This is a genomic window from Larkinella terrae, assembly GCF_009668025.1.
Lineage (GTDB): Bacteria > Bacteroidota > Bacteroidia > Cytophagales > Spirosomataceae > Larkinella > Larkinella terrae.
Window position 1 is genome coordinate 837,429 of the sequence record NZ_WJXZ01000001.1, and the last position, 16,489, is coordinate 853,917.

9 protein-coding genes are annotated in these 16,489 nt (G+C 54.1%); 8 read left to right on the top strand and 1 reads right to left on the bottom strand.

The window, feature by feature from the left end; genetic code table 11:
- Positions 1-84 precede the first annotated feature (84 nt).
- From GJJ30_RS03450 to GJJ30_RS03485, 8 genes are all read left to right on the top strand, one after another.
- Positions 85-486: a T9SS type A sorting domain-containing protein gene (locus tag GJJ30_RS03450; protein ID WP_154173161.1), complete on the top strand. Its 402-nt coding sequence runs from the start codon at positions 85-87 to the stop codon at positions 484-486.
- Between the two features lie 263 nt (positions 487-749).
- Complete coding sequence (locus GJJ30_RS03455; RefSeq protein ID WP_154173163.1) at positions 750-2,069, top strand: esterase-like activity of phytase family protein; 1,320 nt, start codon at positions 750-752, stop codon at positions 2,067-2,069.
- Between the two features lie 208 nt (positions 2,070-2,277).
- Positions 2,278-5,481: a TonB-dependent receptor gene (locus GJJ30_RS03460; RefSeq protein ID WP_154173165.1), complete on the top strand. Its 3,204-nt coding sequence runs from the start codon at positions 2,278-2,280 to the stop codon at positions 5,479-5,481.
- A gap of 272 nt (positions 5,482-5,753) precedes the next feature.
- Entirely contained in the window at positions 5,754-6,101 is a 348-nt protein-coding gene (locus GJJ30_RS03465; protein WP_154173167.1) for a hypothetical protein, read from the top strand.
- 270 nt (positions 6,102-6,371) lie between these two features.
- The gene (locus GJJ30_RS03470; protein WP_154173169.1) at positions 6,372-7,841 is read left to right on the top strand and encodes an arylsulfatase; all 1,470 of its coding nucleotides are present in this window, start codon (positions 6,372-6,374) and stop codon (positions 7,839-7,841) included.
- Positions 7,842-8,334: 493 nt separating this feature from the next.
- Positions 8,335-9,513, top strand: a complete 1,179-nt coding sequence (locus tag GJJ30_RS03475; RefSeq protein ID WP_229312927.1) for a Gfo/Idh/MocA family protein — start codon at positions 8,335-8,337, stop codon at positions 9,511-9,513.
- A gap of 99 nt (positions 9,514-9,612) precedes the next feature.
- On the top strand, positions 9,613-13,830 hold the full coding sequence (gene treY, locus GJJ30_RS03480; RefSeq protein WP_154173173.1) for a malto-oligosyltrehalose synthase: 4,218 nt from the start codon (positions 9,613-9,615) through the stop codon (positions 13,828-13,830).
- A gap of 117 nt (positions 13,831-13,947) precedes the next feature.
- The gene (locus GJJ30_RS03485; protein ID WP_154173175.1) at positions 13,948-14,721 is read left to right on the top strand and encodes a 3-hydroxybutyrate dehydrogenase; all 774 of its coding nucleotides are present in this window, start codon (positions 13,948-13,950) and stop codon (positions 14,719-14,721) included.
- Positions 14,722-14,730: 9 nt separating this feature from the next.
- On the opposite strand, the gene GJJ30_RS03490 is transcribed toward GJJ30_RS03485, so the two are convergent.
- Entirely contained in the window at positions 14,731-16,467 is a 1,737-nt protein-coding gene (locus GJJ30_RS03490) for an alpha-amylase family protein (protein ID WP_154173177.1), read from the bottom strand.
- Positions 16,468-16,489: the final 22 nt, after the last annotated feature.

Below are 16,489 nucleotides of genomic sequence, written 5' to 3' on the forward strand. Positions count from 1 at the left end.
TGACTCATTTGTGACAGTGTCTTTCGGCGATCCGGCCGACCTTTGAATCATTCAAACAGGCCAAAACACTAAACATCAAATATCATGAAAACGCTCATCAAATCCCTGCTCGTCGCCGTTTCGCTGACTGTCGTTTCTTCCTCTTTCGCTGCCGCCAAACCCATCGGCCGCCCAAAAACCGAACCGGTTGTTGCCGCCTACCAGAGTAGTCTGTACACCGACGCCCAGGGCAAGTTGCGGATTGCCATTGATAAAGAAACCGGTGGAACCGTCGAGGTCCGGCTGGTCAACAGCGAAGGCAAGGAAGTATTCGTTCAGGAAGTAGGCAAACGTCGGAAAACCGCCCGGATGCACCTGGATATCAGTGCACTGCCCGACGGCGCTTATCAGGTAGAAATTACCAACGGTGTCGATACGAAGGTCAATCACGTATCGCTGGCGACTCAGCAACCGAGTTTCACCAATCGATTGATTGCCGTCAAATAAAACCGCAATAAAGTCAACACAAAAGGCCGATTCCAGCGTGGAATCGGCCTTTTGTGTTGCGATAAAAGAGCGGAATTTACTTCATCGGCCCGTTGCGGCATCGGAAATTGAAAGGGTGGTCAGCCGAAACTTACTCATTAGTTAGAAGACTGATTCTGTGTGAGTTAAAAACTTAATATTTGATTAACACCCTTATTAAATCGGTTACATTCAGGTAATATATGACGATTTAGTTTTGCAGATCAAAACCCCGTTTCTGCTCTATGAACCGATTTTCTATATCCTCTTCCGTTGCCTTGCTGGGGATTTGTGCCAGTGGCTTGCTCGTCACTTCCTGCTACGACCACCTGCTGCCATCTGTTTCCTATCCGGCGTTTTCCGAAGCCTCGAACCCGAAAATACTGGCCGTTTCGCCGAACCAGACGACCATTTACAACGGCGGTTTTGGATCGGCCATTGCCGCCGACCCGAACGATCCGAACGTTTTTTACCTGCTGACCGACCGGGGACCGAATGCCGCCGGATCAACGGGTACCAATCCCATTATTTTCGGAAAAGCTGATTTTACGCCCCAGATCGGCAAATTCCGGGTCGACGGCAGTACCCTGAAACTGGAAGAAACGATTCTGCTTAAAGCGAAAGACGGCACCCCGTTGACCGGTTTGCCCAATCCCACGGGCGCAGGCAATACCGGCGAAACCGCCTATGACCTGACGGGTCAGGTGTTGGGAACCAGCGCCGACGGCCTGGATTCGGAAGGGCTGGTGCGGGATTCGGACGGCACGTTTTGGGTGAGCGACGAATACGGCCCGCACATTGTGCATTTTGACGCCACCGGCAAAACCATCGAACGCATCAATCCGTTCGGTACGGGAACCGGTGGCCGGAAGCTGCCGCTGGTGCTGGCGCGTCGTCGGCCCAACCGGGGCATGGAAGGACTCACGATTACACCCGACGGAAAAACGCTGGTGGGCCTGATGCAGTCACCGCTCTATAATCCGTCGTCGGGAGCGGTTTCGGGTTCGTTGGTTCTGCGGGTTCTGACTTTCGACATTGCGACGGGCGCGACCAAACAATACGTTTACCTGATGGAAAACGCAAGCCTGACCGGTTGCAGCGAAATCGCGGCCATCACCAATACGACCTTCCTGGTGCTGGAGCGCGACGGCAACTACGGTGGCAATTCGGTCAATCCGGCAACGTTTAAACGGGTTTATCAATTCAATCTGGCCGGTGCCACGGACATTTCCGATCCGGCGAATGGCGCGGGCGGTAAACTCTACAATACGGACAAGACCGTTGAAGAATTGAAAAATCTGGCCGGTTTACAGGGCGCTGGCATTGTTCCGGTTACCAAAACGCTGGTTTTTGATCTGTTAACGGGGCTTTCACCGGTGTATCCGCACGACAAAGCCGAAGGGATCGCGCTGATCGGGAACAACATCCTGGCGATTTCCAACGACGACGATTTCGGGGTGGTCGATAACGGCGCCAATGGCTTTATGGCCAAGATTCTGCCCGCGACCAACACTGTCGATAAAAACCGGATTTACTTCGTAACCTTGCCAACGCCGTTGCGCTAAGATCGGTCGTCCGGTTTGCAAAACTATTGAAATTATCTAGCTGATTCGTAACGGGTTGTGGTAAAACTGCAACCCGTTTTTAGTTGTACCGTGCCACTTTTATGTACCGAAAATAGTACAATGGTTACAAATTGGTAATAAACTGATAACACCGTTTAAAAGTAGATGCGCTCTCTTTGCAGCTGGGAAAAATCGACTATCCAATTGCATGAAAAACCATCTATTATCTACTTTTTTAGGATTATTTTTAGTTTGCTGCTTCATCGACCACGCATTTGCACAAACGACGCAGGCTTCCATTTCGGGGGTCATTTCGGAGAATCAGAAAGGCGGACTTCCCGGCGCCACCGTTCAGGTGCGGAACGGCTCGACCGGTTTTACGACGGGAACCGTCACCAACGCCAAAGGGGAATATTCGTTCAAGGAATTGCCACTGGGCGGTCCTTACACCATTTTGGTAACATTTATTGGCTTCGGTGAACAGAAACGGACAGGCTACATGCTCAATCAGGGCGACGCCGTCCGGGTCAATCTGAACATGCAGGAAGACAGCCAGACGCTCGAAGTGGTGCAGGTGGTGGCTTCCGGCATGAAAAACAAGATCGATAACCTGGGAGCGGCCACGGCGGTTTCGGCCAAATCGATTGCGGCTTTGCCGGTCAACGGGCGGAATTTCACGTCGCTGATGGACCTTTCGCCCCTGAGCCGGGGTGGTAACATCTCGGGCCAGCTCGGTTCGTCGACCAACTACACCATCGACGGAATGAATGCCAAAAACCCAACCTCGGCGGGCTCGACCACCAGCCGAAGCGGAGCGCCGTATTCCATTTCCATCGAAGCCGTTCGGGAATTCAAAGTCGTTACCAACCAGTATGATGTGACCTACGGACGCAGTGGGGGCGGAACCGTCAGCGCGGTGACCAAATCGGGTACCAACAAACTGAGTGGAAGCGCTTTTAACTACAGCCGCGCCAACTGGCTGTCGAGCCCGTACGACATTCGGGGCAATAAGCGGAACAATAAATTCTCGACCAACCAGTTCGGTTTCTCGCTGGGCGGCCCGATCATCAAGGACAAACTGCACTTCTTTGTGGCCTGGGATCACCAGCAGGATTCGCGCCCGCTGATCATTGCGGATGTTCAATCGCCTGCCGACGAAAACCGGTTTAACATTACCCGCACCACGCTCGACCGGTTTGTGTCGATTGCCCGCAGCCAGTACGGTGTGGCCAACACGCCCCAGTACGGCACTTTTGACAAGGGCCGGGGCTCGGATGCGGCTTTTGCCCGAATTGACTGGCAGATCGACCCCAAAAACCTGCTGACCATCCGGAACAACTACACCAACGATCGCAACAAACTGGGTCTGGCCGATAATACCGCCATCAATATTTACGAATCGTACGGGAATGACTACAACTGGGACAACAGCTTTCTGGCTAGTCTGCGGACGTCGGTCAATCCCAGGATCACGAACGAGCTGAAGCTCCAGCACCTGTATACGTACCAGAAAAGTAGCCCCGGCGATCAGTTGCCGTCGGCCAATATTCCGCGCGCCATCGTGGAGGGCGTGGTTTCTACCGTCGATGGCGGCACCAAATCGACCAACATTCAGATGGGCGGCCACCGGTTTGCGCAGGAAGGATTTGACAACAACGTGATTCAACTGGTTGACAACCTGTATTATAACACCGACAAGGTTCAATATACGTTCGGGCTTGACCTGATGTATACGCGGGCGCATTCGCTGTACGGCAGTGAGGTCAACGGCCGGTTTCATTACACCGTCGATGCCGCAGCCGGAATGACGGCGCTGGATAAATTTGCCGCGCTGCAACCCTACCGGTATTACCGCGAAGTGCCTCTGGTGGCCGATCCCAGCGTGGTGGGAAAAACCCTGAACGCCGGTATTTACGGGCAACTCACAACCAAACTGGCACCGGGCCTGGAAATGACCGCCGGTTTGCGGTTCGACTACGCCCACTATCCTTCCTCTCCGCTGAATCAGGTGGTTTTTGATGAGTTGAAATTGCGCACGGACAATAAACTGAAGTCGTTTGTCGCTCAGCCGCGTTTGCAGTTTACCTGGGATGTGAATGAAAAACACACGGATTATATCCGGTTTGGAGCGGGTGTTTTTGCGTCCGATATCAACAACTACGTCATTATCAACAACCTGACATTTGACGGCAAGCACCTTGCGACCGTCGATGTGCGGGCTCCGAACATTCCGACGCCGGATTTTGCGGCTTACCGCAGCAACTACGGCAGCATTCCGTCGCTGGCGGCTTTCCAGCTTCCGACGATCAACATGACGGGCGCCGACGCGCGGGTACCGGTTTTGTACAAAGCCAACCTGTCGTATAACCGCTATCTGACGGATAAACTGAAAGTGGGAGTTGCCGGTTACGCCAGCCTGGGCCGTCACAACTACATGTACGTCGACCGGAACATGGCCGTCGATCCGTTCTTCCGCCTGGCCAATGAAGACAATCGCGGTGTGTACGTGCCGCTCAGCTCGATGCCGGCCAACGGCGCGGGCGACTGGCTGCAGGGCCGGATCAGCCAGAAACTGGGTCGCGTGCTGGAACTGAACAGCCAGGGCAAAGTGAATCAGTTTGCGGTGGTTCTGGATGCAACGTATCAGTATTTCCGGGATGGCGAAATTTCGGCCAGCTACACCTGGAACGACACCAGGGACAACACCTCCTACAACGGAAACGTGGCCAACACGGCAACGCTGTCGTTACCGGTAAAAGACGATCCGCGCAACCTGAGTAAAATGTCATATTCTGATAACCACTTCCGCAACAAAATCGTCTTTTACGGAACGCTGCCCAGCTTTCTCGGGATCACGGTGGGCGTGCGGTATTCGGGTATTGGCGGTACCCGGTATTCGTTGTTGTCGGGAGCCAACAGCAATGCCGACTTTGTGTCGGGCACGAACGACCTCGCCTTCATTTTCGACCGAAACAGCGAGAGCGTTCCGGCCAACGTGCGGACCGGTTTGCAGGCCATCCTGAACAACGCCGACGCGAGCCAGAGCATCAAGGATTACATCACGAAATACTCCGGCAAAATGGCCGAGCGGAACGGCGGCATCAACGGTTTTTACGGCGTTTTTGACATTCGGGCGAGCAAACGCTTCCGGTTCTACAAAAACCATAGCCTGGAAGTTTCTGTCGATGTGTTCAATTTCGCCAACCTGCTGAAGAAAACCTGGGGTGCCAACAAGTCGCTGGGAACACAGGCGCTGTACGCCCTGGGCATTCCGGCGTCGGGCACGACGCCCGCCGTTGCCGGTTTCGACCGAGCGAACCAGCGGTTTGTCTACCGCGTCAACACCGCCGGAATCGTGTCGCCTTCGGGCGATCCATACCAGCTCCAGATTGGCGCGCGGTACAGTTTCTAAGGCTTCGCTGCTCAACTGGCAAAACTCCCTGAGTCATTCCGAATGACTCAGGGAGTTTCATTTTCCGGACATCTTCGTGCGACCAATCGGTTGAATTCCTGAAAAATAATCAGGCGCAGTTTTTTATTCAAAAACTGCGAAATAGCGGAATGGATGATTCCAATAACCCGCCGTTTATCATTTGTAGTTTAAGAATATAATTTTGTCGGTTAAAAGCATAAATAAATTGAAAAAGAAGTAAGTTAGCGGCTTAACTCTATACCCTTACTCAAATGATGACAAAGTTTACGCAGGTAGCCCGTGGCGGGTTGTGTTTTGTATTTCTGGCGGGTTTATTCGGGCGATGCAGCATGCCCGACCATTACGCTCCGCAAGAGTCCTGCTCCGAAATACGGGCGGCATTGACCAGTTGCAAAAATGGGTACGAACTACTCGCCATTGTGAACCAAAAGACCAACGAGCGTACCGTTCCGACTACCAAAGTTGCTTTTGTTGCTGACGATCTTAAATCCCTGGGATCAGAATGTTTTTATAACGGAAACCTGATTGTCGAAAGCACGGCCACCAGCTTAAAAGTGGCTGACGGAACCAATTTTTACGAATACGGTTGTGCGAAATAAATAGCAACCATTCCGGTTTGAAACCGATAAATGGTTAAAATCCGAACTGATTTTATAAAGCGGTATCGAGGATCTCGGTACCGCTTTTCTGGTTTTGTGGCTAGTTGGTTAAAAATGGCAGTTGGGGCAAAAACCGCTTTGTATCCCGAACGGTTTCGTACAATATCCAGAAAAGTGAGTAAGATCGGCCCGGAATTGCTTTTTATCCCTGATGAACCGGTTCATCAGCCGCAACCTGACGGCTTTCCGTTTAGCAGAAAAGCACTTTCCATGAATCCGAATATCCCCGTTCGAACGGTGTCTCAAGTGATTACCAGTTTGTTGCTGCTGGCAACGCTCCCTTTCACGGCTCCGGCCCAAAACCGCCCCAACTCTACCCCCAAACGACCCAATATCATCTTTATCCTGGCCGACGACCTCGGCTACGGCGACCTCGGCATCAACGGCCAGAAGCTCATCAAAACGCCCCATATCGACCGGCTGGCGGCCGAAGGAGTTCGGTTTACCCAGTTTTATGCCGGAACATCGGTCTGCGCGCCCTCCCGTTCGTCGCTCATGACGGGCAAACATACCGGCCATACCTACATCCGGGGCAACAAAAGCGTCGAGCCCGAAGGACAGCAGCCCATTGCGGACTCGGTGGTAACGGTTGCCGAGATTTTGCAGAAAGCTGGGTATGCCACAGCGGCTTTCGGGAAGTGGGGCTTAGGGCCCGTCGGTTCCGAAGGCGATCCGAACAAACAGGGTTTCAATCGTTTTTACGGCTACAACTGCCAGAGTCTGGCCCACCGCTATTACCCTGATCACCTCTGGAACAACGGCGAAAAAATCGTTCTGAAGGAAAACGAAAACCTGACCCAGACCAGGCAATACGCCCCCGATCTGATTCAGAAGCAGGCGCTGGAGTTTGTCAAAGCCCGCGATTCGCAACAACCGTTTTTCCTGTTTCTGCCCTATATTCTGCCTCATGCCGAGTTGCTGGTGCCCAACGACAGTATTTTTCAGTATTACAAAGGCAAGTTTGCCGAAAAACCGTATAAGGGAGCCGATTACGGGCCGAACGCCAGCGATGGCGGTTATGCGTCCCAGGAATATCCGCGCGCAACGTTTGCGGCCATGGTCACGCGACTTGATCTGTATGTGGGCCAGTTATTGGCGACGCTGAAAGCGAAAGGGCTGGATCAGAACACGCTGGTTATTTTTTCCAGCGACAACGGTCCGCACCAGGAAGGCGGGGCCGATCCGGCCTTCTTCCAAAGCGGGGGCGGTTTTCGCGGTGTCAAACGCGATCTCTACGAAGGCGGTATTCGGGAGCCTTTTATTGCCCGCTGGCCGGGAATCATCAAACCAGGCACGAAAAATGACTACATCGGCGCTTTCTGGGATTTGCTCCCCACCTTTGCCGAACTGGCCGGAACCAAAGCGCCCACGGCCATCGACGGCATTTCGTTCGTCCCCGCACTGACGGGGAAGGGTGTCCAGAAAAAACACGATTACCTCTACTGGGAATTCCACGAACGGGGTGGTTCGCAGGCGGTTCGGCAGGGGAACTGGAAAGCCGTTCGACTAAACGCGGCTGCCCATCCGGGCGGAGCCGTCGAACTGTACGATTTATCGAAAGACCCGGCAGAAACCACGAATCTTGCCGGGAGCCAGCCGGATAAAGCCAACGAACTCGGCCGGTTAATGAACGAGTCCCACCTGGCTTCGGCCCTGTTTCCGTTCGGAAACGAAAAGTAAGACCGCATAAGCCTGAATCAATCTCAGTCATAAAAAAAACTTGCTGTGGGGACAAACCGCCGTCACAACCGCTGACGGGGTTTTTACGAAAAAACGACCCGGCTACGAGCCAGGTCGTTTCTGAATACCCACCGTAACTTGTACTCTTCTTGTTTGACAAAACCGGGAAAGCCGGTTAAGTATAGTTTCCATACGGAAATAATGAGGTAATGGCCCATCTGCTTCCGTAGGCCTTTCCAGCGCCTGCTGTCCACTCCCTTACTAAATACGGGTTTCCCAAACCATTCGCTCCCGCTGCCGTTAAAAGAGTGCAGACAAGAACCCTGCAACGAACCGGAACTTGCTGCATCTGCGGGACGCGTGGCGACAGGCTCCGGCACCCAACTCAACCCAGTCGTTTAAAATTTCCATACCAATTTAGGATATGACTCAACGTCCTTTCAATCGATTCAATAGCCCGATAAGTCGTCGGGATTGGGTACGTTATTGCGGCATGACCACCGCAGCGCTGCCCGGCCTTCTGGCCGTTTCCGGCCTGCAGGGCTGCGGAAATTCGGATCATCAATCAACCGGCGAATCCGCCACCGATTCCACCGGGTCGGCCGCAGGCAGAAGCGAATCATCCGGTCGCAAACTCGGCATTGCCCTCGTGGGTTTGGGGAAATACAGCGAAGGCCAGCTGGCTCCGGCTCTGGAAGAAACCAACCTGTGCAAGCTGGCCGGTATTGTCACAGGCTCGCCCGAAAAGGCCGAGAAATGGAAGAAAAAATACGACATTCCGGCGAAGAATGCCTACAATTACCAGACATTCGATCAGATCGCCGACAATCCCGATATCGACATTATTTACGTCGTGCTTCCCAACTCCCTGCACGCCGAATACGTGATCCGCGCGGCCAAAGCCGGTAAGCACGTCATCTGTGAAAAACCGCTGGCAACCTCAGCCGCGGACGCGCAAAAGATGATCGATGCCTGTAAAAAAGCCGGAGTCAAGTTTTCGGTCGGGTATCGACTACATTTTGAGCCTTACAACCGGGAGATCATGCGCCTGGGTCAGCAGAAGGTTTACGGGCCGGTGAAAAAGATTTACGCCCAGAACGGCCAGAAAGAAGGATACGATACGCCCTGGCGGCTGGACAAAAAACTGGCGGGCGGGGGGCCTTTGCCAGACGTCGGTGTCTACTGTATACAGGGTGCGATCTACACGAAAGGTGAAGTGCCCATTGCGGTATCGGCGAAATATCATCCCAAAACGGATCTGAAAAAATTCAAGGAAGTAGAGGAAGGCATGGATTTTCAGCTGCATTTCGCCGACGGAGCCATCGCCGAATGCCGCACCAGCTACAACGACGAATACAATCTGTTGCGGGGCGAAACCGATCAGGGCTGGTTCGAACTGTCTCCCGCCTATGCTTACGAAGGGCAGAAAGGCCAGACGAAGGAAGGCAAGTTGGACTTTGAGAAAGTCAACCAGCAGGCCCGGCAAATGGACGCTTTTGCCGATTGTGTTCTGAACAACAAAGAAACCACCGTGCCGGGCGAAATGGGCTTGCGGGATGTGCAGTTGCTGGAAGCGATTTACCGGGCGGCCGATACCGGGCAGAAAGTTTCGACCAAAGATGTCATTCAGAACGCATTTGATCCGGTAGCCGCAAAGGCCACGGCATCGTAAACAAAGCGCTGCGAAGCCCGGCAGATTGCGCCACCTGCAGTTTGCCGGGTTTCGCAACGTCTTATCCATCAGCCAACCAGCTGTCATTGACCAATTTTTATGAATAATCCGGTTACCAGCTATCGCATTCAGTTTCACCACGGTTTTACTTTTAAAGACGTTGACCGAATCGTTCCTTATCTGCAAAAACTGGGCATTGGAACGCTCTATGCATCCCCGGTTTTTGAATCGGTTCCGGGCAGCGAACACGGGTACGACGGTGTCAATCCGAACCACATCAATCCGGAAATCGGTACGGAGCAGCAACTGAAAACCCTCAGCCAGCGGCTTCGCAAGCTCGGCATCAACTGGCTTCAGGACATTGTGCCCAACCACATGGCTTTTCATCCCAACAATCCGTGGTTGCTGGATGTGCTGGAAAAAGGGCCGCTGTCGCGGTTTGTCCCGTTTTTTGATACCGCCTGGTCGAGCCAGCTCTTTCAGGGCCGGTTGCTGGTGCCGTTTCTGGGTGCATCGCTGGACGAGGTGATCCAAAACCGGGAGCTGAAAGTCACCTACCGGGATGGCCGGTTTATGCTGACGTATTTCGAATCCGCCTATCCGCTGCGGCTGCGTTCGTACCCCACGGTTTTGCAGGCTACGACAAAACCGGTTCCGGAAGCAATTCAGCAACTGCTCGACCAGATCCGGCCCATTCAACTGGTGGAAGAACCGGAAGCTTACGCGCTGGAGCTGAACGAATTCCGGCAGCAACTGGCGGCCTTACAGAAAAATCCAGCCACTAAAGCCTACATCAAAGCCTGTCTGGCGACCCTCAACCGCGATCCGCAGCAAATCCGCCAACTGGCGGATGAACAGGTGTATCGGCTGACCCACTACCAGGATACCGACCAGCAGATCAATTACCGGCGCTTTTTTACGGTGACCAGCCTGATTGGGCTGAACATGCAGAACAACGACGTCTTTGCGGCTTTTCACCAGCCAATCAAAACCCTGCTGGACGAGGGTGTTTTTAGCGGTTTACGAATCGACCACATCGACGGCTTGTACGATCCCAGCCGGTATTTGCAGCAATTGCGCGAACTGATTGGCGAAGCGACGTACCTCGTTGTTGAAAAAATTCTGGAACCCGGCGAACCGCTGCCCGACGCCTGGCCCGTTCAGGGTACAACCGGCTACGAATTTCTGGCGCAGCTCAACAATCTGTTCACCCGGAAAGCCAGCGAAACCGCTTTTACGGAGTTGTATGAGCAGTTGGTCGGCGACAATACGCCCATTCCCCGGCAGATTCTCGAAAAAAAGGCGGCTATTCTGTACCAGTACATGGGCGGAGAACTGACTAATCTATACCGGCTTTTTCTGGAACTGAATCTGGTAGAGGTGGAGGTGCCCGCGGATACCCTGCAAACCGCTATCGGTACCTTCCTGATTTACTGCCCGGTTTACCGGTATTACGGCAATCGTTTTCCGCTGGACGATCAGGAAGCGCAGGCTGTTGAGGCCATTCTGAGCCGCATCCGCGACGATAAACCGGAACTAACAGCCGCTGTTGACCTGCTGGAAGACACGTTTTTACAGAAACCGCAGGACGCTGACGACGACTACAACCGCCGGGTTTCCCGGTTTTACCAGCGATGCATGCAATTTACCGGCCCGCTTATGGCCAAGGGCGTAGAAGATACGCTGATGTATACCTACAACCGGTTCATCGGTCACAATGAAGTCGGCGACTCCCCGGAGGTTTTTGGCTTCCATCCGGCTGATTTTCACCAGTTAATGCAGGAACGGCAGCAACGCTGGCCCCTGGCGCTCAATGCCACGTCGACCCACGATACCAAACGGGGTGAGGATGTTCGGGCCCGGCTGAATGTGTTGACCGATCTGCCGGATTTGTGGCTGAAAACCGTGCGGGAATGGCAGCAGTTAAACGCGGATTTGAAACAAAACGGTGCGCCCGACGCCAACGACGAATACTTTATTTACCAGACACTGGCGGGAGCCTATCCGATGCCGGGGCAGGACAACGACGGTTTTGGCGACCGAATGGAGCAGTACCTCGAAAAAGCCCTCCGGGAATCCAAACGACGCTCGAACTGGAGCACGCCGGACGAAGGGTATGAGAAGGCGGCCAAGTCGTTTGCCACCGGTTTATTGAACCCCAAAAGGCCGTTCTGGAAGAATTTCCTGCGATTCCACCAGAAAATCGCCGATTTCGGAATCATTAATTCGCTGGCGCAGGTTGTACTGAAAACCACCTGTCCCGGCGTGCCCGACATTTACCAGGGATGCGAACTGTGGGACCTGAGTCTGGTTGATCCCGACAACCGCCGACCCGTCGATTACGAGCAGCGGCAGCAGTGGCTGGACGAATTGACCGGCGCCGATTCGGAGTCCGACGAAGTCATTCTGAGCCAGCTTTGGCAAAACCGCTACGACGCCCGGATCAAACTCTGGCTGACGTACACGTTGCTGAACGAACGAAAACGGCAACCGACTCTTTTTTCCCACGGGCAGTATATTCCGCTGGCAATCGAGGGCCGCTACAAGGACAATGTGCTGGCATTTGCGCGTCGGCACCAGCAGTCCTGGCTGGTGGTTGCGGTTCCCTTGCACCTGGGCGCGATGTGCGAACAGCAAGGGCGGGGAGCAACGGCGCTGGACTGGAAAGATACCCGTATCGTGTTGCCACCGGATGCGCCGGACGAGTGGACGCACGGCTTTTTGAAAACCAGCGGCCAACCCGCGAATCAGGTCGCGGTGAAGGACATTTTTACCATTTTGCCCATGGCAATTCTGACGTTAAAACGAGCTGTTACCAACCGTAGCGCTGGTTTATTGCTACCCATTACGTCGCTGCCGTCGGCTTTTGGAATTGGCGATATGGGGCCGGAAGCCCGATCATTCGCTGATTTTCTGAGCCGCAGCCGCCAGAAATACTGGCAGATTTTACCGCTCAACCCGACCGAAACCGGTACGGGCCATTCCCCGTACAGTACCTACTCCAGCATGGCCGGAAACATCCTGCTGGTCAGTCCGGAACAACTGGTGCAGGACGGTTTGCTGAGCCCGGTCGAGTTGGCGCACCACGCCCTTCCGGCGACCAGCCAGGTCGATTACGCCAAAGCCGAATGGGTTCGGAATGAGCTATTTGAAAAAGCCTTTCAGGCATTTCGGCAGGGAAAATCCGAGTTGCTGCGGCAGGAATTCCACTGGTTTTGCCAGCGCGAAGCCCACTGGCTCACCGACTATGCGCTGTATATCGGATTGAAGCAACAACACCAGGGCAAAGCGTGGTTTCAATGGCCGGAAGAATACCGCCTGCGCGACCCAAAAGCGCTGGAATCGTTTGCTGAAAACCAGGCCGAAGCACTGGAAAAAGTGCGGTGGCAGCAGTTTATTTTCGACCGGCAGTGGCAGAGCCTCAAAACGTATTGCAACGATCTGAACATCCAGTTGCTGGGTGATCTGCCTTTTTACGTGAGCTACGATTCGGCCGATGTGTGGTCGCATCCGGACATTTTCAGTCTGGACGAGGAGGGCCGGTTGACGACGGTCGCGGGGGTTCCGCCCGATTATTTCAACGCCAACGGCCAGCTTTGGGGCATGCCGGTTTTTCGCTGGGACCGGCTCAGGGAGCGGAATTACGACTGGTGGATTCGGCGCATTCAAAAAAATGCGGACTTGTACGACATTGTCCGCATCGACCATTTCCGGGCGTTGTCGGCGTACTGGGAGATACCGGCTGACGAAACCACGGCCATCAACGGGCAATGGATCACAGCGCCGGGGGCCGATTTTTTTCGGGTATTAAAAAAAGAACTGGGTGAGTTGCCGCTGGTGGCCGAAGATCTGGGCGACATCAGCGAGGACGTTTACCGGCTTCGGGATGCGTTCAAATTGCCGGGCATGAAGGTTATCCAGTTTGCCTTTCACCAGAATCTGGCCCAGTCACCGCACATTCCCCACAATTATTCCCCCAATTTCATTGCTTATACCGGTACCCATGACAATAACACGACGCGGGGCTGGTACCGGGAAAGTCTGACCAAAGCGGAACGGAAGAAGCTGCAGGAATATGCAGGGAAACCCGTTTCCGAGAAAAACGTGCATCTCGTACTCGGTCAGTTGATCTACGCTTCCGTGGCCCGAACCGCTATTTTGCCCGTGCAGGATGTGTTGGGTCTGGACGAAACCGCGCGAATCAACACGCCAGCCGCCACGGCCAACAACTGGCTCTGGCGCCTGCTGCCGGGGCAACTAAACGACGAAGCCGAACATCAGCTCCGGGAATGGGCCACGCTGTATAACCGCTGGTGAGTATGCGCACGTACCCACGGACTTTAGTTCGTGTAATCTGGAAAATTCCAGAAGTCACCCGTTCATCTGAAATGTCACGGACAAAAGGCTACGCGCTCCGGTCCGTGGGTACGTACCATGCAGAAAAAAACCGTACTGATTACCGGCAGCACCAGCGGAATCGGATTAGCCATCGCCAGAGCCTTTGCGCAACAGGGACACAACCTGGTCTTTAACGGACTGGAAATGGATGGAGAACAAATTGCGGCCTCCGTCGCGGAAGAGTACCAAATCGACTACTTGTTTGATCCGGCGAATATGCTCCATCCGGCGGCCCTGCGGACGCTGGTCGAACAGGCCGAAAACCGGTTTGGCACGGTCGATATTCTGATCAATAATGCCGGTATTCAGCACGTGTCGCCCATCGAAACGTTTCCCGAAGAAAAGTGGGATGCCATTATCGGGATCAATCTCACGGCGGCTTTTCACCTGACGAAAGCCGTTTGGCCCGCCATGAAAAAGCAGAATTTCGGCCGAATCATCAATATTGCGTCCGCGCACGGTTTAATTGCCTCCGAATTCAAAAGCGCTTACGTAGCCGCCAAACACGGTTTGATCGGTTTAACCAAAACTGCTGCGCTCGAAGGGGCAACCTGCGGCATTACCGTAAACGCCATCTGCCCCGGTTACGTCAAAACGCCTTTGGTGGAACGACAGATTGTCGACCAGGCGCGAAGCCATCAGATTTCCGAAAAAGACGTTATTGAAAAAGTTATATTAGCCAAACAAGCCCTCAAACAGTTCATCCCTACCGAATCCATTGCCGCGATGTGTCTGTTTCTGGCTTCGGAAAGTGCCGCTACGCTCACCGGCGCATCCCTGTCGATCGACGGCGGCTGGTCGGCGCAGTAATCGCGGCCGTTATTTTAACCGGTACCAGTTGTAACCGTAACCGCTTAGCTGAATCGGAAACTTGCCGTCGTTTTCGGCCCGGTTTTGGGCTTTGTCCAGCAAACTGACCAGCGTTTTTCCGGTTTTTGTAGCGGTATTCAGCCGAAACCGCTGGGGTTCGGGGCTGAAATTGTGCAGCATCAGCAGCGACCGGCCCTGCCAGTCGTACCGGATCGCCAAGACATGCGGAGAATCGGTCGTCAGGAGTTGCCAGTTACCCCAGCCAATCTCGAGACAGTTTTTCCGCAACTCCGACAGACTTCGTATCCGGTTGAGCAAGGAAGCCGAGTCGGCGAGTTGGGCGGCTACGTTTATCTTGTCGTACCCAAACGCCCCCGCGCTGATGACGGGGCGCACGGTTTTGGCCGCCGTCGAAAAACCGCCCTGGGGCGCGTTCGACCATTGCATCGGCGTCCGGATCGATTCCCGTTCTTTCAGCCGCAGGTCATCGCCCATCCCGATTTCTTCACCGTAGCGGATCACCGGCGTTCCCGGAAGTGAAAACAACAGGCTGTAGGCCAGATCGATCAGGTTCCGGTCACCCAGCATCGGGGCCAGCCGTCGGCGAATGCCCCGGTCGTAGAGTTGCATGGTGGTGTCGGGGCCGAAGCGTTCATACACCTGGTTACGTTCCGTTTCGCTGAGCCGACCCAGGTCGATTTCGTCGTGATTCCGCAGAAACTGCGCCCACTGCGCCGTCGGCGGAATGTCTTTTGTGTCGTTCAGTGCCTTCGCCAACAGCTTGACCTCGCCGGTGGCCAGGGCGTAAAACAGGTGCTGGTTCGCGAAAAAATTGAACATCGTCTGCATCCCCTGCCCATCTTTGCCGAAATACGGTTCCTGCTCTTTCGGATCCACATTGGCCTCGCCCAGCACAATCGCGTCGCTTCTGTGCCACTGGATAAACTGGTGCAGTTGCGCAATCATGTCGAACTGGTGCTCCGGTTTGTCGGGGTCAAAATCCGCATTGGCAATTTCGATTAGAAACGGAACCGCGTCGAGCCGAAAACCGGCAATGCCTTTGTCAAGCCAATGTTTGACGATCTTCCTCATTTCCCGTTGAACCGCCGGATTCTGCATGTTCAGATCGGGCTGAAAATCATAAAACCGGTGGTAAAAATAGGCACCCGCCTGCTTGTTAAACGTCCAGACGGTTTTTTGAACACCGGGAAAAACCATGCCCCGGTCGTGTTTTTTAGGTAACTCCTTCGACCAGACGTACCACGACCGGTAGGGCGAGGCCGGATTGTGGATGGCCTGCTGAAACCAGGGATGCTGGTCGGAGGTGTGGTTGGTCACCAGGTCCATCATGACCCGGATGTTGCGCTGACCGGCCTGCCGCATGAATTCAGCAAAATCCGCTTCGGTGCCCAGGTGCGGATCGATCCCGTAAAAATCCGAAACATCGTAGCCGTCGTCGCGGTTGGGAGTCGGCTGAAACGGGGCCAGCCAGATGGTCGTCACACCGAGATTTTTCAGGTAATCGAGTTGCTGGGTCAGGCCCCTGAAATCCCCAAAACCGTTGCCGTCAGAATCCTTGAATACCTCCACATCTACGCTGTAAATCAAGCTGTTTTTGTACCAGAGTTCTTCGATAAAATCCGTTGGAACCGGAACGGGGGGCGTTTTCGTAGAATCGTTCTCGGAAGTTTGCGATTGACAGGCGAGCAGGAAGGTAAGGCTTAAAAGCAGAAAGTATTTTTTCATAAGCGGAACAAAATCGCATCGT